Consider the following 19060-nt stretch of genomic DNA (forward strand, 5'->3'; position numbering starts at 1 on the left):
GGGTCAGAAGTCCAGGTCAGGGAACTCGTCCTCCAGGTCAGGCTCCGAATCGAGAACCGGCCGGCAGGGGCCGGTGCTGGCGCGCAGCGTGATCAGCGGTTTCAGCAGGATGTGCCGGGGTGACGAGGCAGGCGAGGTGAGCCGCTCCATCATCAGGTCGACGCCGAGCCGGCTCATCTCCTTGGCCGGTATCTCGGCAGCGGTCAGCGGCGGGCTCACCTCTTCCGCCCAGCGGCTGGCCGCCACACCGACGACCGAGAAGTCCCGCGGTACGCTGCGGCCGTGACGGGTCAGCCCGCGGTAAATGCCTTCCAGGGCGGCTTCGTTCATGACGACCAGGGATGTGGTGGCCGGATCGTCCTGCAAGATCCGTTCCACGACGTCCTCCCCGGCGCCGACATCGTCGCCGCTGGGGTACGCACGCGCGGTCAGGTTCATCTCCGTCATCGCCTCGGTGTAGCCCTCGTTCCCGAGCAGCGCGTATCCGTACCCGCTGTTGACGATCTGCTCCGACTTGTTGACGAAGGCGATGCTGCGGTGGCCCAGTTCGGTCAGGTGCCGAACGCATCCGCTTGCCAGGCCGGCGAAGTCGAGATCGACCCAGCCGACCCCGTCGGTTTCGCTGTTCCGGCCGATGGTGACGAAGGGGAAGGCCGCTTCCGTCAGATGCTGGATGCGGTCGTCCTCCCGGCGGACCTCCATCACGATGACGCCGTCCACGCGCCGTTCGCTGACCATCCGCCGGAACGCGGGGTCCTTACCCGACGTGCAGGGCGTGAGCAGCAGGTCATAGCCGTATGTGGTGGCGGTTTCCGCCACCCCGCCGATGAAGGCGAGCTGCACCGCCGGGTAGTCCCGGTTGGCGCCGGACGGTGGATAGAGCAGCGCGAGCGTATGTGTCAGGTCCCGGGCCGCAGCACCACTATGGGTCTGGGCGCCGCGTCCTGTTGACAGGTTGACCGTGCGCTCCGTCATGGTCCGTTGACCGGTAGACGTTGTTCGGCCCAGATGGTCTTGCCGGTGGGGGTGTGGCGGGTGCCCCAGCCTTGGGTCAGCTGGGTCACCATGTGCAGTCCTCGTCCCCCTTCGTCGTAGGTGCGGGCCCGGCGCAGATGGGGGGACGTACTGCTGGCGTCGGAGACCTCGCAGATCAGGGTCCGGTCCCGGATCAGCCGTAGCCCGATGGGGGCGTCCCCGTAGCGGATGGCGTTGGTGACCAGCTCGCTCACCACCAGCTCGGTGATGGACGCTGCGTCGGTGAGCCCCCAGGTCGCCAGCTGACGGGAGGCCTGTGCCCGGGCATCGGCCACGATGGCGGGATCTGACGGCAGCGACCAGGCGGCGACCTGATCGGTGTGCAGCGCACGGGTGCGCGCCAGGAGCAGCGCCACGTCGTCGGCGGGGCTCTCGGGCAGCAGGGCCCTGAGGATGATGTCGCAGGTGACGTCCAGCGAGGGCTCGGCGGAAGCCAGGGCTGCGCAGAGTCGTTCAAGGCCGACACCGAGATCGTGGCCGCGGGCTTCTATCAGGCCGTCGGTGTAGAGGGAGAGCAGGCTTCCCTCGGGGAGTTCCAGCTCGGTGGGCTCGAAAGGCAGGCCGCCGACACCCAGAATCGGCCCCGGGGCGAGCTGGACGACGCTGGCCGTGCCGTCGGGGAACAGCACGACGGGTGGGACATGGCCGGCACTGGCCATGGTGCAGAGGCGGGAGACCGGGTCATAGACCGCGTACAGGCAGGTCGCACCGACCTGGCCGGGGTCGGGTGCGTTCCGGACGTCGTTGTCCGAGGTCAGGTGGGTGACCAGTTCGTCGAGGTGGGTGAGCAGCTCGTCCGGAGGCAGGTCGACTCCGGCGAGCGTGCGCACCGCTGTACGCAGTCGGCCCATGGCGGCCGAGGCATGGATGCCGTGGCCGACCACGTCGCCAACGACCAGCGCGACGCGAGTGCCCGACAGGGGGACCACATCAAACCAGTCGCCGCCCACTTCGGCCCCCCTGCCGATCGGCAGGTAGCGGTGTGCCACCTCGACGGCCGCCTGCTTGGGGAAGTGACGGGGCAGCAGACTGCGCTGGAGGGTCAGGGCATTGGCACGTTCGCGGGAGAAGCGGCCCGCGTTGTCCACGCTGCCGGCCGCCCGGTTTGCAAGCTCCTCAGCGACGAGCAGATCATCCGGCTCGTACGGTTGCGAGCCTTCTGCGCGGGCGAAGACCACGACCCCGAGGGTCAAGCCCCGAGCTCGCAGCGGGGTAGCCATGATCGAGTGGAATCCGTGCTCCGCCGCGTGAGCGGATCCCCCGATGCCGGCGGCGACCCATCGGGCGAACTCGGGGTCGTCTGCTCCGCACAGCACCGTTCGACCGCTTGTCAGGGCACGTGCGGGGGGTGAGCGCGGAGGGTAGGTGCCGGCTGCGCCGATCTCGGTGTCGGCTTCGGGCACTCCCTCGGCGGTCTGGTGCGCGACCCGGCGCAACACCACGGCGGCGGCGGCCGGACCGGGCGGCGGTTCCTTCCCACGGGTCACGGAGTCGAACAGGTCAACAGTGACGGAGTCGGCGAACCGCGGAACGGCCAGGTGGGCGAGTTCCTGAACGGTGCGCCGCGCATTCAGGGCGGGTCCGATACGGCTGCCGGCTTCGTTGAGGAGGGCCAGGCGCTGCCGTGCGGCAACCTGCTCGGTACTGTCGAACGCAGCGGCTCCGACACCGGCCACCTGGCCGGTGTCGGGGCTGCGGACGGGCCACATCTCGATGGTCCAGGCACGCCGGTGCGCGGACGGCGTAGCCGGTGCAAGGTGCTCATAGCGGCGTGGCTTGGCCTCCTCGGCGACCCTGCGGACGCAGCGCAAAAACCCCTCGTCGGCGCGGCCTGCGCCCAGCAGGTCCGCGTAGGGCCAGGCGCCCGCTTCAGCCGCCTGCCCCTGCCTGGATTCGACAGCTCCGGCCTGCCCTGCGGCCGTCTGCGCCCCGTCGCCGTCAGCGGGGCTGCCCGTCCTGCGCCCGGTCGGCGTGGGCTGCTCGCCCCCGTGCGCGACCGCGTTCCACTGCCAGGAGCGTGACGTGGTGCTGTAGGTGGAGAGCGCGACAGAGGACTGGGCGAACGCCCATTCCACCATCCGCCGGTCGGGCTCCGCCTCGCCCGCACCCGCCGTCACGACGAACGCCTGGGGCGTTTCGTCGTCACTGAATGTCGGATGGAGATGCAGGGGCAGATCGACGCGGTGGCCATCCCGGTGGCGGACTGCCGCTGTGCCGCTCCACTCCCGGGCTTCGCTCAGGCAGGGCCCGGCCACCGCGGGGTACTCCCCGTTGATCAGGAGGTCCGAGACGGGGTGTCCGACAACCTCCGGGGGGCGATAGCCCAGCAGTTTCCGGGCCCCTTCACTCCACCCTGTGACCGTGCCCCCCACGCTGATAATGGCCATGGGGACATGATTCAACCACCCAGAGTGACCATTTCCCCCCACGGAAGTGGCCATTCTTGCTCATTTCGCCCGAGCGTCATTACCCACAGTCCCATAGTGCCTGCGTGAAAAGAATCGAACAAGCTGCACTGAAACTCAGGGACAGCGGCGGATCCGGTCGGAGATCAGCCCGGAAATCTCACATCCAGCGTGGAGCCGCGACGTACGAAGACGGGGATGCATTCCAGGGGAGCGTCAGCTGTGATGGTCTGGCCGCCGGCATGGTCAGTTCCTGTGGCGGCGGCGGCCCGCCAGTCGGCACCGGCCGGCAGGTAGACCTGGCGGCGGCGCTCACCGAGTCGGGTCACCGGGGAGATCAGCAGGTCCGGGCCGCACAGGAACTGGTCCTCGACCGTCCACGCCGCCGGATCGTCGGGAAAGCCGAAGCACAGCGGCCGGATGACCGGTGCACCAAAGTCGGCTGCGGAGACCATCTGACGGTGAAGGTACGCACGAAGGTCCTGGCGTAGCCGCAGCTGCCGGGTCAGGATCCGGTAGGCATCCTGACCGTAGGACCACAGTTCGTTGGGCCCCCCGCTTCGGCCGGCAGAGGTGGTGTCCCGCGGTTCGCGGTGGCCGTGCATCCGCAGCAGCGGACAGAAGACGGCGAACTGGAACCAGCGGATGAGCAACTCCCGGTAATCGGGGTCGTCCGGGTCGCCACCGTGGAAACCGCCGATGTCGGTGGTCCACCACGGAATGCCACTCAGACCCGCGCTCAGCCCAGCGCACACCTGGGCCGCGAGTGCCTCGAAGGTGGCCGGGATATCACCCGACCACAGAGCCGCCCCGTAGGCCTGGCTGCCGGACCAGGCGGAACGCACCAGACTGACGGGAACGTCTTCGCCCTCGGCCCGCATATGCTCGAAAAACCCGCGCACATGTTCGCGCGGATACAAGTTGGCCACCGCCCGGCCAGGCCCCGCCGCGTAACGCAGGTTGCCGAATTGTTCGGGGTACATCTCGGGTTCGCAGGCGTCCAGCCACCACAGCCGGAAGCCGAGATCGTAGTAGTTGCGCTTGATACGGCTCCAGATGTAGTCACGGGCCCGCTCGTCGGTGGGGTCGTAGAACACCACGGGCAGCGGCTCGTCGCCGACCTGAGTGTCGGGGAAGACATGCTGGAAAGGCTGGCCGTGCTCCGTTCCCAGCAGCAGCTGCTGATCCCGCATGTGGCGGTAGTTCTCGCTCACGAAGCTGACGGACGGCCACACGGACACCAGCGGCCGTACGCCCATGCTCGCCAATTCCGCGACCATCCCGGCCGGGTCGGGCCAGTCGTCAGCATCGAAGCGCCAGTCGCCCAGATGCGGCCAGTGGAAGAAGTCCACGGCGATGACCGACAGCGGAAGTCCCCGGCGCCGGTATTCGCGAGCGACGCTCAGCAGTTCCTCCTGTGTCCGGTAACGCAGGCGGGACTGCCACAAGCCCAGGGCCCATTCCGGCAGCACGGGAGCGTGTCCGGTGGCATCGGCATAGTTGGCCATGATGGCGGCGGGAGTCGGACCGGTGGTGACCCAGTAGTCGATCTGATCGGCGGCGTCGGCGACCCACCGGGTCTGATTGGCGGCCAACTCCACACGTCCGACGGCGGGCAGGTTCCACAGCAGACCGTAGCCCCGGGAGGAGAGGGTGAAGGGGATGGTGACCTCCCCATTGCGCTGCACCAGGTCGATCACCATGTGCTTGTGGTCGAGGCGCCCGTGGGAGTGCTGGCCCAGCCCGAAGAACTGTTCCCCGTCATAGGCGGCGAAGCGCTGGTCCAGCTGATAGCGGCCCTCGCCGACCGGTGTGAACGTGCGGGGACCGGGCCAGGCGAAGTGGCCGACGGACTCCCGCAACAGCTCGGTGCCGTCCTGCGTACCCGCGAAACGCAGATGGCCCCGGGGAGACAGCTCCACCCGCAGCCGCCCGACGGTGAGGGTCCGGCTGCCGTGGGGCCCCACGCCCAACTCCGCGGCCACGGCGGCAGGGGGCGCACTCAAGGCTCCCGGCAGGTCGTCGCGCACCCGGTGCCGGGCCGAGCGCACCCGGACACTGTCGGCTCCCCAGGGCTCCACCCGCAGTACGTGCTCGGCGTCACCGAACTCAAGGCAGACGGCCGGAGGGGAGAAGGCGGGAGTCCGGGAATTGCTCCCGGCTGCGTCGGACGTGGCGGCGGAGGGGGCGGGCCTTGTGCCGTCGGGCGGAGACATGCTGCTCCTTTCTGCAGGGCTGTCGCACGGGTCAGTGACGGTGCAGGGGCGCGAGTGGCGGTTGCGGCGCCGGGTCAGTCCCTGACCGCTTCATTGGTGACTCCGGCAGCGATGTGCCGCTGGGCAATGGTCAGCAGCATTGCGGCCGGTAGGGCAGAGATGACGGCGGTGGCCATCACCGAGTTCCAGGTGGTGATATTGGTGCCGCCACCGATGTAGTCGTACAGACCCAGCGTGATCGGCTTCCACGTCGTGGTGTTGAGATTGAGCGTGGTGGCGAACAGGAAGTCGCCCCATGCGAAGAGGAACGCGAAAAGGCCTGATGTGATCAGCGCGTTGCGGGATATGGGAAGCACGATCTGCCAAAAGGTGCGCACCGCACCCGCACCGTCCAATGCCGCTGCCTCCAGCAGGGATCGAGGGATGGCGGTCATGAAGGCCCGCAGGATGAGCACGGCAAAGGGGACGGCAAGCGTGGCGTCGGCCAGGATCAGCGCCAGGGCCGAGTTGAGGATCCGGACCGAGGCGAAGATCCGGTACAGCGCGTTGGCCATGACGATGCCGGGCACGAGTTGGACGACCAGCAGCACGCTCAGGAGCGTCCTGCCGCCCGGGGAACGCAGCTGCGCCAGCGCGTAGGCCGCCGGCGCGGCCAGGGTCAGCGTCAGGAGGGTGGCGCCCGTGGCGATGATCAGGGATGCCAGCAGATGGCCTCCCTGCTGGGACAGCGCGTCCCGGTAGCCGTTGAGTGTGCCGCCGAGGGGCAGCCAGTGCGGTGACGGCCGGGCCAACTGCTGATTGGTCTGGAAGGACGCGTTCACCATCCAGTACAGCGGGAACAGCATGACGGCGACGACGGCGACACCGAACGCGGATTTCGCCCAGGTGACCACGGCCGCCCGGCTCCGCCTGCCACGGACCGTGGTGGGCCGGCTCCGAGCGGCGCGGGCGGCGGTCATGCACGGGCTCCAGGATCAGCGTGCAGCGCACGCAGGTACAGCAGGGCGAAGACGGCGGCCACGACGATGAGCAGATCACCCGCGGCGGCTCCGAGCCCGAACTCCGACAGCCCGCCGAAGGACAGCTGGTAGGCGTAGGTGGTGATCGTGTGGGTGGCATTTGCCGGGCCGCCCTTGGTCATCACCCAGATCACGTCGAAGACCTTGAGCGTGTAGATCAGGCCGAGCGTCACGACGATGCCGATCACGGGGCCGATCTGGGGCAGGGTGACATAGCGGAACTGCTGCCGGCGGCCGGCACCGTCGAGGGAAGCCGCTTCATACAGCTCCGCCGGGATGGCCTGCATTCCGCTGTGGAGGATCACCATGTTGAACGGCACACCGATCCAGATGTTGCAGATCAGCACCGCCGCCATCGCGGTGTGAGGGGTGTTGAGCCACGGCACCGGGGCCTGGATCAGATGGAGGGTGAGCAGGATCTGGTTGACGACGCCGTTGCTGGTGTCGAGCAGCCACCGGAACAGCGTGCCGGAGACGACCAGGGGCAAGAGCCAGGGGATCAGCATGAGCGACCGCAACAGCGGGCTGAGCGGGAACGAGTGGCGGAAGAACTCGGCGAGTCCCAGGCCGATCGTGAACTGGAAGAAGAGCGAGCCCGCAACAAAGACCACGGTGTTGACGACGGCAGTGGCAAAGGCGGGGGTGCTCAGCAGTCGGCGGTAGTTGCCGAGGCCGATGAACGGGGCGTTGCCGCTGTAGAGGGACTTGATGTCGTAGTCCTGGAAGGACAGCACCACATTGCGGGCCAGCGGATAGAGATAGAACACGGCGACGAATACGACGACCGGCACGATGAACCCGATCCCGAGCCGTCGGTTGCGAGCCGCCGGAGCCACGGAGCGGTCCGGCGGCGGCCTTTTGCCGCCGACGACCGACGCCGAGTTCTTGGGCGCTGCCGGAACCACGGCTACCTTTCCGGGAGGGTGGCCGTCGGCGTGTACCACCCACGGATCGGCGGCTCGGTGCTCATTGCGTCGCCTGCTTCTGTGCGTCAGTCAGCGCCGCGCCGGGCGACTCGCCCCCTGACAATGCTGCCTGCACTGCGGTCCACAGCGCCTGCGAGTACTCCGGATAGTCCGGCCCGACTTCCGCCGTGCGGCTCTTGGCGCTTCCGATGGTCTCCACGAAGGTCTTCATCGTGGGCACAGCGGCACTGAATTCCGCGGCCACCTTCGGGTCGGACGGCACGTAATTGGTGAGCTTGGCCCACTCCAGACTGTTTCCCTTCGACACCAGGCACTTGATGACCTCGGCTGCCTTGTGAGACTTGGCCCCACTGCTGCCGGCCGCCCACACCTCACCGCCGAGCGCACCGGAGGAGGTTCTCCCGGCCGGGGCGGGCACCGGCACGATGCCGAAATCCTTCATGCCTGCCTTTCGTAGCAGGGGAATCTCCCAGGGACCATTGATCATCATAGCCAGCGAACCGTTTGTGAATTGCTCCCCGACATTCATCTGATTCCAGCTGAGCACGTCCTTGGGCGCCGAACCGGAGGAGACCAGGTCCTTCAGGAGGCTCAGCGCCGACACGGCCTCCGGTGAATCGAGCTTCTTCAGGGAAGCGCCGGCGCTGAAGAAGAAGGACTCGAACTGGAAACTGCCTTCTTCGGTGGCCGGTACGGCAAAGCCGATTCCGTGCACCTTGTCGTCCTGAGTCAGCTTCTTGGCCGCGATGCGCAACTCATCCCATGTGGCAGGCGGCTTGACGCCCGCCTTCGCCAGCATCGACGTGTTGTAGTAGAGCGCCAACTGGTTCACACCGGGCGCCACACCGTACGTCTTACCCCGGTATTTACCCGCGGCGACGATGTTCGGATACAGTCCGTCGGTCTTCACGCCGGCCGCACCGAGGTCGACGAGCGCTCCCGTGGCAGCGAGCTGCTGGAGGTCAGGATTGTCCAGGAGAATCAGGGCCGGTAGCGCCCGACTGTTGGCCAACTGGAGCACTTTTGTGCGCAGGTCCGGCACAATCTGCCGCTTGATGACAACCCCCGCCGGCTTCCCGCACCGGGTGAGCTGCTTGGCCAGCGCACTCCGCCCGGGTTCCGAAATATAATAGTCCATTTCGGTGAGAGTGGTCTTGCCGCTGCCTTTTGCGGGCCGGGGCGGCGAGCCATCGCCACCGCAGGAAGTCAGCAGCAGGCCAGCTGCGGTGACCGTCGCCGTCAAAGCCCCGAATGACCGGGTGCGACGGCATTTAACGGTGGTGCGCATGGCGGCTCCAACGAGAAATCGGTGCGCAGACACTGCTCCTGGGTATGCCGGGATTGTGGCGCAGAGCTCGTGGAGTCATGAGGCAGCGCGCGGGGTGACACTCGGACGGCATCCCGACTTTCGCGATGGCCTGCTTGACTCAAGCTCAGACCTCGTCCGACGAGGGACGCTTGGCGCTGAGCACGTAGGGCACCGTGCTGCGAGAACGCCATCATCGCGAAGGCGACACCAGATTGCGCTCGCCGTCACGGGTCTGGGCGCCGTTGGCCAGTCCGCCGCGGATCAACCGCTCGGCCGCGGGGCGGGCGAACTGAGCCGCCCAGGCGTCGTGTTCCCGCAGGAGCCCCTCGGCCAGGTCCTCGGGGGCGATGGCGCGCTTGGCCGCCGCGATCACACCCTCGGGCAGGGCGGCGATGTTGCGGGCGAGGCGGTCGACGATGCCGTCGAGTTCGTCAGCGGGAACGGCCCGGTTGACCCAGCCGTAGCGCTCCGCGGTTTCGGCGTCGTAGAGGTCGGCGCCCAGCACCGCCTCCAGGGCGCGATGGCGGCCGACCCGGCCGGCGAGGTACTGCGTGCCCCCTCCGCCGGGGACGATGCCCATGAGAGCCTCGATCTGGCCGATGCCGGCGCGACCGATCGCCGCGAACGCCATGTCCGCGGCTGTGACGAACTCCGCCCCTCCGCCGCGCGCCATCCCGGCAAGCTTGACGATGGTCACCTGGGGCTGGTGCCGGAGCAGTTCCCCCAGAGCCTGGAAGACGTTGACGCCGTCCGGAAGGTCGGCCGCGAGCTTGTCGAAGGCGTCCGGCGTGTCGACGAGCGTCATGTCGGCGTGGGCGACGAAGAACTCCGGGCTGGCGCTGTCGAACACGATCACCCGGACCGAGTCGTCGTCCCTCAGCGTGGTCAGCAGGTGCCGGAGGTCGGCCATCAGGGCGACGTTCAGGACGTTGACCGGTGGGTTGTCGAGGGTGACGCGGGCGATGCCCTCCTCGAGGCTCACCCGCAGGGTCGCGTAGGCGTCGTGGTTCATGGAGATCTCCGATCGGTACCTGGTATGCATCTAGGTTCCTGATGCATACTTACGGTGCGAGGGTGGGCGACCGGAGTCAATAACGCACTTTCGGCATCGCAAGGATCGCGGAGGATACCGACATGGCCATTTCTCAATCCGGCGCCGACGCCGGCATCGACCCCGTCTACCGGTCCGACTGCCCCAGCCGCCCGATCCTCGACCAGATCGCTGACAAGTGGTCGATGATGGTGATGGCAGTCCTTGACAAGCCCACTCGGTTCAATGAGATCAAGCGCCGTCTTGAGGGCGTGACACAACGGGTCTTGACCCAGACCCTGCGCCGTCTGGAGCGCAACGGGATGGTCGTGCGCCGCGTGCTGCCCACCTCGCCCGTCGGGGTCGAGTACTCCCTCACCCCGCTCGGCGAATCCCTGCGGGAGCCGTTCGGCCGGTTGTACGACTGGACGGTCAACCACGCGGACGAGATCCGGGCGCACCAAATGGACTATGACCGACGCGTTCAGGGCTGAGAAGGCGTGCCCGAGAGCCCCACCGCCCTGATCTGACTCGCTCCGGGCACCAGTTCGGCGTCAGGGCCCTCCAACCTGCGGTCCCGATGCCGGCTGCTGCCATCGGTGACGCCTGGGGAGCGTCTTGTCGATCACTGGTCGAGCCAGCTGAGGGTGCTGGCGAGGGTGAGCGCGGCGAGGTGGCGGTCGGGGTGTTTGTCGTAGCGAGTAGCGATGCCGCGCCATTGTCTGAGCCGGTGGAAGCAGCGTTCGCCGACGTTGCGGCGCCGGTATACCGCCTTGTTGAACCCGCACGGACGTTCACGACGGCGCACTCCGCCTGCGAGCTGGTCGGTGCGTTCGGGAATCGTCGCCTTGATCCCGCTTCGGTGGAGGTAGGTGCGGAAGGTGCGGGCTGAGTGGCCCGTCCGACGAACTTGCGTGGACGTGGCGAAGGCTGCTGCCTCCAGCCGGTGCCGGGACCGGAGTGAGGTGCGGGTCACACCTGAGGTACCCCCAATCCGGGGCGCTTTCGTCCGAGTTCTGTTTGGCTAGTGGCTTCGGCGGTCACAGGAGGCCCACGCATATGGCGCTCACACATTGGGGATTCATTTACACAGCAGCTGGCAGCGCCGCAGACGGCGATGTCAACGTCGTGGACACCGGCAAATGCCGAACTGCCCTCGTGGGGGTGGAGAAACCCGAGCAGGCCATTGCGGTCGCGCGCCGCTTGGTGGACGAGGGTGTGCAACTGATCGAGCTGTGCGGAGGGTTCGGCCCCGTTTGGGCCGGGCGCATCATCGACGCGATCGACGGTGCAGTGCCCGTGGGGACGGTCGGCTACGGCCCTGAAGCGGTCAACCAGGTGCATGCAATCTTCTCCTGATCACTGCTGAACGGGAGAGGCCGACGGGTGCCGCCCGGTCGACCGGAGGGCCGCAGGCCCGCACGCCCGCAGCCACGCAGTGGATACGCTGCGCCGTGCCGCGCCTGACGCCGTGGTGTTGTCGGTTCGGTCGACGACGAAGACGGGCGGTACCCGTGCGTGCAACGGGTCGTCTCGTGCGACGACCTGGGCGGCTCGGCGAGGACAGGCACCGGCCAGGACGCAGCCCAGGGCGGCGCCTACTTTTCGGAGGAGTTGCGCGGTCATCCTGGCCCGCGGCCGGACGGCGGAAGACCTCAATCGCGTTCGTGACCTGACCCTGCCGGGGTCACGCGCCGAGTGTGTACCAGCAGATGTTCATCGCCACCCGGTCCTTCGTGCTTCCCGCATTGTCGACGTCGGTGATCCATACGGAGACGGTGGAGCCCTTCGCCAGCGGGACCGACGTGTTTCCCCAGATTCCCTGAGAACCCTGCTGGGTCTTCTTCCCGTGTGCGACGAGGTCGAAGTAGTACGTGATCCCCGAAGTGCTGACAAAGATCCGGTGCTTGCGCCCGTGCATCTCGTCGTCAGTGAACCACTGGTGACTCGCCGCCTCGGGCGTTCGCTGTCGTGGCCGCTGACGGGGTGGGCGGGCCGCATGGTGCGGGGCATTTCGGGCCGGAAGTGGCTGGCCTCGCCGATGAGGTTGACGGCGCGGCCGAAGCGGTCGACGACAGATAGTGCGTGGAAGGCGAGTTGTCCGGCGCGCAGTTCCTGGAAGGTCGATTCGGGCCACGGATCCCAGTCGCTGGACGGGAGGCCGCCGGGGTCCGGCGGGGGGTAGTTGCCGTTGCCGACGAGGTCGGCGAGGGGGCCGGCGGGTTGCAGGCCGGAGTCGGGCCGGCGTTGGGCGATGGCGGCGCCGAAGCCGTCGAGGGTCTGTGAGAGCAGGTCGGTGCTGCGCACCTTGGCGTGCAGGTGCTGGATGCTGTCGGCCGGGAGCTGGTCGCGGACGCGGGCATAGGCAGTGAGGGAGCCGTCGAGGGCGTGTCCGGCGGCGGGGGTGAGGATCTGCCGTCCGGAGATCGTCAGCGGTGTGCCGGGGGTGCCGGTGCCCTGCCACTGGTAGCGGGAGCGTTCGATGAACTCCCAGTGTGCGGTGGTGCCGTCGCGGAACGGCAGGGGAAAGTACTCGGACTTCCACATCAGATACAGCGGCTGCCAGGGCATCTCCCAAGCGTCGGTGCCGTACTCGGGCAGCGTGCCGGTGACGTCGCGGATCTGGCCGGTGGTGGCCAGGGCGCGGTCGAGGATGAGGAATTCGGTCAGCAGCGCGTGGAAGCAGGGGGCAGGTGGCTGAGGTTTACCTGGGTGACGAGGTCGGCGACGTCGCTGGTGGTGATGCCGGATGCGCGGGTGACCAGCCGGTCGGGGGTGCGGCAGGGCAGCGGGGTGTCGCGGGTGAGCGGGGCGTGCAGATGAGCGCCTTGCAGGGCGAGCACGGGGTCTGCGGAGTACTCGTAGTCCTGGGCGGGCACGCGGATCAGCCGCCGGTCGGCGCGTGAGCCGTAGTGGGAGTAGTGGGCATCGATACTGGCGGCCAGGTCCGCTTCGGTCTTGCCCCAGGGCAGGGCGCGGCGCTGCTCGGCCAGGCGCTGGGCGAGGGCGATGACCTGGCCGGCCGCACCGTCGGGGTTGGCGAGGTCGAGTTCACCTTCGTCTGTGCCGGGGACGCGTTCGCGGAACTCCTCGGACTGGTCTTCGCGGTGGCTGAGCCACCACAGGTGGTAGAGGCGTTCCGCCAACGGGCTCGCGGTCAACACCCACCACTTCCACCGCAACAGGAGGCGGACGTCCGGGGCGCACACGCCCGTCGCGGACGCCGCGCACACCGGTCGCGACGGCCGAGGGCGCGCTGGTCGCCGACACCGAGAAGACATCGACGGCCGTCGGCCGGCGCCGGATACAGCTGGTGTCGCTCTCACCGTCCGCACCGGTCCGGGTGCGCCGAGGGAAGGCCCACGGTGTTCACAAGCGTTCTGATGGCCGAGCACCGCTGTTCGCGACAGACGTCGAGTTCGTCACCCCCTCCACGACAGCCGCAGCTCCCTCGTTGTCCTGATGCAGCCGTACGGCGCAGGGGGCCGGCTCGCCTTGAGACCGCGGGCGAATGCTGTGAGAGCAGGTGAGAGGTGAGTAGCCCCGGTCGGATGCTCCGGCGGGGGTTTCTGCGTTCGGGGATGGGTCTGGTGTGTGTGCTGTTCGACGCGGTCTTGCTGTACTCCGGCTCGCTGCTATCGGCGGAGTAGGGGGGCGGTGACCGCGGCGACGGAGGGCACTTCGATGACCAGGTCCAGCCCAAAGCTGATCAGGGCAGGGGGCGAGGCGACGGCGTCGGTGGTGAGGGCGACGACCACCTCGGTGACGTTGTAGGTGATGTGTGGCGACCGGAAAGCGCATGCACCGGGTCAGCGCCGCAGCCTTCCGGACGGGGATTTTTTGCGTATGACATTCATTTTCATGTAGCTTTCTGGGTCTGCAGCCTTGATTCATCAGGAGGTTCCCTCAGTGGCCGTTCCCAAGCGCAAGATGTCCCGCAGCAACACTCGCCACCGCCGCGCGCAGTGGAAGGCGAGCACCCCCCACCTCGCCCCGGTCTACGTCGACGGGGTCGAGTACCAGGTGCCGCGTCGTCTGGCGCGTGCCTATGAGCGTGGGCTGCTGCCGCTCCCTGGGAAGTGACAGGTGCACGCCGTGGTACCCCAGTCGATCCCGTACGAACAGGAACCGGCCGTGCCTGCCGCTGCCGTACCCGCCGCCATCGACCGCTCTCTGCCCGTCACCGTGCTCTCCGGATTCCTTGGGGCCGGCAAGACCACGCTGCTCAATCACGTCCTGAACAACCGCGCGGGGCTTCGCGTGGCGGTGATCGTGAACGACATGAGCGAGGTCAATATCGATGCGGCGCTGGTGCGCGACGGGGGAGCGCAGCTGTCGCGTACCGAGGAGCGGCTGGTGGAGATGACCAACGGCTGCATCTGCTGCACGCTGCGGGATGACCTGCTGGAGGAGGTGGACAGGCTCGCTCGCGCGGGCCGGTTCGACTACCTGCTCATTGAGTCCAGCGGCATCTCCGAGCCCATGCCGGTGGCGGCCACGTTCTCGTTCGCCCGCGACGACGGGGCGATGCTCGCGGACGTCGCGGACCTGGACACCATGGTCACAGTCGTCGACGCCGCCAACTTCCTTTCCGAACTGGCGCGTGGCGACGAACTGACGGAGCGCGGTCTCGACCAGTATGAGGACGACGAACGCACGGTCAGCGACCTGCTGATGGACCAGGTCGAATTCGCCGACGTGATCGTGCTCAACAAGCTCGATCTCGTCGGCGAGGACGAGACGGACCGGCTCAAGGCCACCCTGGCCCGCCTCAACCCCTCGGCCCACATCGTGCCGGTCCGCCACGGGCAGGTGGACCCGGCCGAGATCCTCGGCACCGGCCGGTTCGATGTGGAGAAGGCCCAGCAGGCCCCGGGCTGGGTCGCCGAACTCAACGGAGACCATGTTCCGGAGACCGAGGAGTACGGGATCTCCAGCGTCGTCTTCCGCGCCGAACGGCACTTCCACCCCGTGCGGTTGTGGCGCTTCGTCACCGAGGAGTTGGGCAGCGGGGCGCACGGCGACATCTTGCGCTCCAAGGGCTTCTTCCGGCTCGCGACCCGGCCCGCCGTCACCGGATTGTGGTCCCAGGCCGGCGTGGTCGCCCGCTTCGAGCCGGCCGGCGTCCGCAGTGGCGAACAGCAGGCGCAGGAGCTGGTCTTCATCGGCACCGCCCTGCGCAGGGAGGCCCTGGCCGAACGGCTCGCCGCCTGCCTCCTGCGGGACGGCGAGACCGCCGCCGGGCTGGACGACCCGTTCCCGTCCTGGGAGACGTACGGCAACGACGATGCATGCGAGCATGAGCAGGGCCGCGAGCCCGTCCCCGCCGGCTGAAAGCCATGTACCAATGCCGGATCAGCTACCTGCTGGTCCGGCATTGGCGTTATGCCATCCAGAAGAAGACGGCGGTCATCCGCTTGTCCTCCAGATTCCTGCCCCAGTAGCCGGTGGCGCCGTGCATCATGTTGGCGGTGTAGAGCAGCAGCCGGTTGTAGCGGTGCGGTACCCGTACGTCCCCGGTGAAGGAGTCAGGTGGCACGAAGCGCGTTCCGAGGGCGGTCGACCAGGTTGTTGTGCGGCGAGGCCACCATGTTTCCGCCGAGCCGGCCGCCGGGCAGGCCCTGGCGGTAGAAGCTGGTTCCGCAGTCCTTGGGCGCATTGGGGTTGAGGTAGAGCACAGCGGCGTAGCGGCACAGCGATCGTGAATCGGTGTGCGGTCGCGGCTCGCACTCGTCCTCGCCCACGACCTGGATGCAGTTGTGGTTGCGGGTGCCGCCGCCGGGGGCGGCTTCCTGCCACAGCCGACGCGCGCCGGTGGCCGACCTGACCAGTCTTTCGACACCGGCCAGTTCAGCCGGTGTGAGCCCGGGCATCGTGCGCAGGCCGGGCCAGCTCTCGGGCTTGTGCGGGTGGCCTTCGATCCAGTCGTCCTTGGCGACCAGGCGCACGCGAGAGCCGCGGCGAGGTGCACCGCAATCATATTCCGGTACATGGTGCGGGGACGGCATGGCGTGTGTGGACGGAGCGTGGTGTCAGGCCCGCCTCGGGTGCGAGGTGCCGCGTCGACTGGCTGGGGAGCCCGGCGGTCGGGGCTGCCAAACGGAAGTGGCGGCTTCACATGAGCGCACCGGCTGTGATCGTGCTCAGGGAACGCTCCTTGCGGGTCGCGAGGGTCGCGGCCGCGAACACCGCCATGGTGGCCGCGGCCGAGGCCCACATGGGAGGCCCGTGCCGGACATCAGCACATGCCGGACATCAGCACATGCCGGCCGCGGTCAGCGTGAGGCAGACGGCGACCCGGACATATCGTCCGAGTTGGAGCGGGCCGGACGTGGCAATGCGTGCCCGTCACGAGATCGTCGCCCGGCACGGGCCGCGCTCGCAGACGTGTATCCGGGCTGAAGGTGGTGTCCCGTCCGGGAGTCCGGACGGCACGGGGGTCGGCATCCTGTGCCCGCCCCCAGCTTCGGTGGAAGTGCCGGGGGCCGGCGTCAGTCCGGCGCGATAAAGGTCACCAACTGCTCTTGGTGACGCCGGGGAGCTCGCCCGCGTGGGCCATTTCGCGTACACGAATGCGGGAGAGGCCGAAGGTGCGCAGGTGGCCGCGGGGACGTCCGTCGACCGCGTCGCGGTTGCGGACCCGGGTGGCGCTGGCGTCGCGCGGCTGACGGCGCAGCTCCTGCTGCGCGGCCGCGCGCGCGTCGTCGGACGTCCCCGGATTGGCGATGATCGCCTTCAGCTCGGCGCGGCGCTCGGCGTACCGGGCGACGATCCCGCGCCGCTGTTCATTCTTGGCGATCTTGCTCTTCTTCGCCATCAGACCTTTCCTCCCTGGTTGCGGATACGGGCCACGGCGGCCTCGATGCCGATCGTGTCGACGGTCTTGATGCCCTTGGTGCTGAGCGTGAGCCGGATGTAGCGGTTCTCGCTCGGCAGCCAGTAGCGCTTGCGCTGGATGTTGGGGTCGAACCGGCGCTTGGTGCGGCGGTGTGAGTGGGAGATGTTGTTGCCGAAGCCGGGTTGCCGGCCGGTGAGTTGGCAGTGGGCGGACATGGTCCCTCTTGCGTCGTGGGTGGTCGTCAGGTTGGCACCGTAGCAGCTTGGTGAAAATGAAAACCATTTGTGTATGCTGCTCGGCATGGCTCGTAACGAACTGCGTCCGATCATCAAGCTGCGGTCCACGGCCGGGACTGGCTACACGTACGTGACCCGCAAGAACCGCCGAAATGACCCGGATCGCCTGACCCTGCGCAAGTACGACCCCGTCGTCGGTCGTCACGTCGATTTCCGCGAGGAGCGCTGACCCCCATGAAGCCCGGAATCCACCCCGAATACCGGCCCGTCGTCTTCCGTGACAGCGCCGGAGACTTCGCCTTCCTCACCCGCTCCACCGCCACCAGCGACAAGACGATGGAATGGGAGGACGGCAACACCTACCCCGTCATCGACGTCGAGATCTCCTCGGCAAGCCACCCGTTCTACACCGGTACCCAGCGCGTGCTGGACACCGCGGGCCGTGTTGAGCGCTTCCAGCGCCGGTATGGGCGGAGGGAACGGTGAGTCCGGCCGAGCGTCGTCTGCCGGTGGTGATCGTCGGCGGGCTGTGCGAAGGCGCCCGCCGCGCCGCGGTGGGGGACATCCTGCACTCGGTGCCCGGGACCGTGGTGCTGCACCACGACCTGTCGTCCGGGCCCGAAAGCTCGGTCCACCGCACCATTCGCGACAACACCGGCCCGGTCGACAGCGGTCACACCCCTCTGGTCAACGACTGCGCCTGCTGTGCGCTGCGCGAGGACCTGGTCCCCGAACTGGTGCGGCTGGCCGACGCCGGAACGTACCGCCTGGCCGTCGTCGAGCTGTGGGACTCGGTCGAGCCGCAGGCCATGGCCGCCGTCATCGCTGCCGAGAGCGAATCGCTGGAGCTGACCGGGGTCGCCACCGCGGTCGACCCCGCCCTCGTCTTGCCGTACCTGTCGAACGGGGACGACTTGGCTGAGGCCGGTCTCGCGGCCGCTCCCGCCGATCAGCGCACGGTCGCCGACACCTTCGCCCGGCAGATCGAATACCCCACGGTGCTCGCCCTCGCCCCAGGCGACGAAACGGCGGACGACGCCGACCTCGCACTGCTCGCCCAACTCACCCCGGCCGCACAGCGTTTGTGGGTCGGCGAGGGCACACTCGGCCCGGCCCTGACGGCCGGATTCGACGTCGAGGCGGCGGCCGCCCGGCAGCATCCGGCGTGCGCGCTGCTGCCGCAGGAGGCCGACGAACACGGGGTCGACACCCTCGTGTGGCGGCGTGAGCGGCCCTTCCACCCGGGGCGGCTCCACGCGGCCCTGGAGGATCTGGTGTGCGCCGCCGCTCGCATCCGGGGCCGGTTCTGGCTGGCGGACCGGCCCGACACGCTGCTGTCGTGGGACGCTGCCGGCGGCGCGCTGTGCGTGGAATCGGCGGGCCCCTGGCTTGCCGCGCTGCCGGACGCCGCCTGGGAAATGGTGCCCGCCGAACGCCGCGTCGCCGCCTCCCTCGACTGGCACCCCGAACACGGTGACCGGTGCCAGCACCTCACCTTCACCTGTCCCGGACTCGATCGCGACAACCTGCTGGCCCTGCTGGACTCGTGCCTGCTCACCGACGCCGAGTACGCGGCCGGGCCGCCGTCCTGGAGAGAGCTGTCGCACGCCTTCGACGAACTGCTCGACTCCGTCGCCTGAGCCCGAAACCCAGTCACCCGCAAGAACCGGAAGGAACGGACCGAACCCCATGCCCCGCCGCCCCCATCTCAAGAACAAGCCCGCCAGGCGGAAGGTCAATCCGCTGGACGCCGCCGGCATCACCTACATCGACTACAAGGACACCAACCTGCTGCGGAAGTTCATCTCCGACCGCGGCAAGATCCGCAGCCGCCGGGTGACCAACGTGACCAGGCAGCAGCAGCGGCAGATCGCCCGCGCCATCAAGAACGCTCGCGAGATGGCACTCATCCCCTACGCCTCCCGATAGTCAGCCAGGAGGAGAGCAGAAGTGCCGTTGACGATGCTGCGGGCACGCGTCTGTGAGGGCACGTGAGACAAGAAGCCCGTGAGACAAGAAGCCCCGCCGGAACCTTCGGCGGGGCTT

At 68.3% G+C, this 19060-nt stretch carries 21 protein-coding genes and 1 pseudogene; 8 read left to right on the forward strand and 14 right to left on the reverse strand.

The window, feature by feature from the left end:
* Positions 1-3: 3 nt before the first annotated feature.
* The 7 genes from CFW40_RS29005 to CFW40_RS29035 all read right to left on the reverse strand — a co-directional run bounded on the left by CFW40_RS29005 (position 4) and on the right by CFW40_RS29035 (position 9922).
* Positions 4-975 (reverse strand): LacI family DNA-binding transcriptional regulator, encoded by a 972-nt coding sequence (locus tag CFW40_RS29005; RefSeq protein WP_088800778.1) that lies wholly within the window; start codon positions 973-975, stop codon positions 4-6.
* Positions 972-3422 carry a SpoIIE family protein phosphatase gene (locus tag CFW40_RS29010; protein ID WP_088800779.1) on the reverse strand — a complete coding sequence of 817 codons (2451 nt, stop codon included), beginning with the start codon at positions 3420-3422 and terminating at the stop codon, positions 972-974. Before CFW40_RS29010 ends, CFW40_RS29005 begins: the two co-directional genes overlap by 4 nt.
* A 164-nt stretch (positions 3423-3586) precedes the next feature.
* Positions 3587-5656 (reverse strand): TIM-barrel domain-containing protein, encoded by a 2070-nt coding sequence (locus CFW40_RS29015; protein ID WP_088800780.1) that lies wholly within the window; start codon positions 5654-5656, stop codon positions 3587-3589.
* Positions 5657-5730: 74 nt separating this feature from the next.
* Positions 5731-6615 carry a carbohydrate ABC transporter permease gene (locus CFW40_RS29020; RefSeq protein WP_088800781.1) on the reverse strand — a complete coding sequence of 295 codons (885 nt, stop codon included), beginning with the start codon at positions 6613-6615 and terminating at the stop codon, positions 5731-5733.
* Positions 6612-7511, reverse strand: a complete 900-nt coding sequence (locus tag CFW40_RS29025; RefSeq protein WP_088802431.1) for a carbohydrate ABC transporter permease — start codon at positions 7509-7511, stop codon at positions 6612-6614. Before CFW40_RS29025 ends, CFW40_RS29020 begins: the two co-directional genes overlap by 4 nt.
* A gap of 130 nt (positions 7512-7641) precedes the next feature.
* A complete protein-coding gene (locus CFW40_RS29030) occupies positions 7642-8889 on the reverse strand; it encodes an extracellular solute-binding protein (protein WP_088800782.1) in 1248 nt (415 codons plus the stop codon).
* A gap of 211 nt (positions 8890-9100) precedes the next feature.
* A complete protein-coding gene (locus CFW40_RS29035; RefSeq protein ID WP_088802432.1) occupies positions 9101-9922 on the reverse strand; it encodes an enoyl-CoA hydratase/isomerase family protein in 822 nt (273 codons plus the stop codon).
* 122 nt (positions 9923-10044) lie between these two features.
* Here CFW40_RS29035 and CFW40_RS29040 point away from each other — a divergent pair, with 122 nt between their 5' ends.
* A complete protein-coding gene (locus CFW40_RS29040; RefSeq protein WP_088800783.1) occupies positions 10045-10434 on the forward strand; it encodes a helix-turn-helix domain-containing protein in 390 nt (129 codons plus the stop codon).
* Between the two features lie 131 nt (positions 10435-10565).
* On the opposite strand, the gene CFW40_RS39005 is transcribed toward CFW40_RS29040, so the two are convergent.
* Positions 10566-10916 (reverse strand): transposase, encoded by a 351-nt coding sequence (locus tag CFW40_RS39005; protein WP_176956359.1) that lies wholly within the window; start codon positions 10914-10916, stop codon positions 10566-10568.
* A gap of 83 nt (positions 10917-10999) precedes the next feature.
* Here CFW40_RS39005 and CFW40_RS29050 point away from each other — a divergent pair, with 83 nt between their 5' ends.
* Positions 11000-11299, forward strand: coding sequence for a DUF6506 family protein (locus CFW40_RS29050; RefSeq protein ID WP_088800785.1), 300 nt, complete (start codon positions 11000-11002; stop codon positions 11297-11299).
* 357 nt (positions 11300-11656) lie between these two features.
* Here the strand turns inward: CFW40_RS29050 and CFW40_RS36770 are convergent, their stop codons facing one another.
* The 3 genes from CFW40_RS36770 to CFW40_RS38345 all read right to left on the reverse strand — a co-directional run bounded on the left by CFW40_RS36770 (position 11657) and on the right by CFW40_RS38345 (position 13698).
* On the reverse strand, positions 11657-12511 hold the full coding sequence (locus CFW40_RS36770) for a hypothetical protein (protein ID WP_143034526.1): 855 nt from the start codon (positions 12509-12511) through the stop codon (positions 11657-11659).
* A 95-nt stretch (positions 12512-12606) separates the two neighbouring features.
* Positions 12607-13104, reverse strand: a complete 498-nt coding sequence (locus CFW40_RS29060) for a hypothetical protein (RefSeq protein WP_088800787.1) — start codon at positions 13102-13104, stop codon at positions 12607-12609.
* A gap of 471 nt (positions 13105-13575) precedes the next feature.
* Positions 13576-13698 (reverse strand): hypothetical protein, encoded by a 123-nt coding sequence (locus CFW40_RS38345; RefSeq protein ID WP_371127254.1) that lies wholly within the window; start codon positions 13696-13698, stop codon positions 13576-13578.
* Between the two features lie 151 nt (positions 13699-13849).
* Here CFW40_RS38345 and rpmF point away from each other — a divergent pair, with 151 nt between their 5' ends.
* Complete coding sequence (gene rpmF / locus CFW40_RS29065) at positions 13850-14023, forward strand: 50S ribosomal protein L32 (RefSeq protein ID WP_088800788.1); 174 nt, start codon at positions 13850-13852, stop codon at positions 14021-14023.
* Between the two features lie 51 nt (positions 14024-14074).
* The gene (locus tag CFW40_RS29070) at positions 14075-15274 is read left to right on the forward strand and encodes a GTP-binding protein (protein ID WP_371127253.1); all 1200 of its coding nucleotides are present in this window, start codon (positions 14075-14077) and stop codon (positions 15272-15274) included.
* Between the two features lie 49 nt (positions 15275-15323).
* Here CFW40_RS29070 and CFW40_RS29075 read toward each other — a convergent pair.
* From CFW40_RS29075 to rpmB, 3 genes and pseudogenes are all read right to left on the reverse strand, one after another.
* Positions 15324-15948 (reverse strand): annotated as a pseudogene (locus CFW40_RS29075) (DUF6445 family protein).
* A gap of 503 nt (positions 15949-16451) precedes the next feature.
* On the reverse strand, positions 16452-16757 hold the full coding sequence (rpsN, locus tag CFW40_RS29080; RefSeq protein WP_088800789.1) for a 30S ribosomal protein S14: 306 nt from the start codon (positions 16755-16757) through the stop codon (positions 16452-16454).
* Positions 16757-16993, reverse strand: a complete 237-nt coding sequence (gene rpmB, locus CFW40_RS29085; RefSeq protein ID WP_088800790.1) for a 50S ribosomal protein L28 — start codon at positions 16991-16993, stop codon at positions 16757-16759. The genes rpsN and rpmB overlap by 1 nt, the downstream gene beginning before the upstream one ends.
* Before the next feature lie 85 nt (positions 16994-17078).
* Here rpmB and rpmG point away from each other — a divergent pair, with 85 nt between their 5' ends.
* Genes rpmG through rpsR form a run of 4 tightly spaced genes read left to right on the forward strand, consistent with a single transcriptional unit; the run spans position 17079 to position 18943 of the window.
* Complete coding sequence (rpmG, locus tag CFW40_RS29090) at positions 17079-17243, forward strand: 50S ribosomal protein L33 (protein WP_026252351.1); 165 nt, start codon at positions 17079-17081, stop codon at positions 17241-17243.
* A 5-nt stretch (positions 17244-17248) separates the two neighbouring features.
* On the forward strand, positions 17249-17500 hold the full coding sequence (locus CFW40_RS29095; RefSeq protein ID WP_088800791.1) for a type B 50S ribosomal protein L31: 252 nt from the start codon (positions 17249-17251) through the stop codon (positions 17498-17500).
* Positions 17497-18654, forward strand: coding sequence for a GTP-binding protein (locus tag CFW40_RS29100; RefSeq protein ID WP_088800792.1), 1158 nt, complete (start codon positions 17497-17499; stop codon positions 18652-18654). Before CFW40_RS29095 ends, CFW40_RS29100 begins: the two co-directional genes overlap by 4 nt.
* A 49-nt stretch (positions 18655-18703) precedes the next feature.
* On the forward strand, positions 18704-18943 hold the full coding sequence (gene rpsR, locus CFW40_RS29105; RefSeq protein ID WP_088800793.1) for a 30S ribosomal protein S18: 240 nt from the start codon (positions 18704-18706) through the stop codon (positions 18941-18943).
* Positions 18944-19060: the final 117 nt, after the last annotated feature.

Source organism: Streptomyces sp. 2114.4 (assembly GCF_900187385.1).
Classification (GTDB): Bacteria; Actinomycetota; Actinomycetes; order Streptomycetales; family Streptomycetaceae; genus Streptomyces; species Streptomyces mooreae.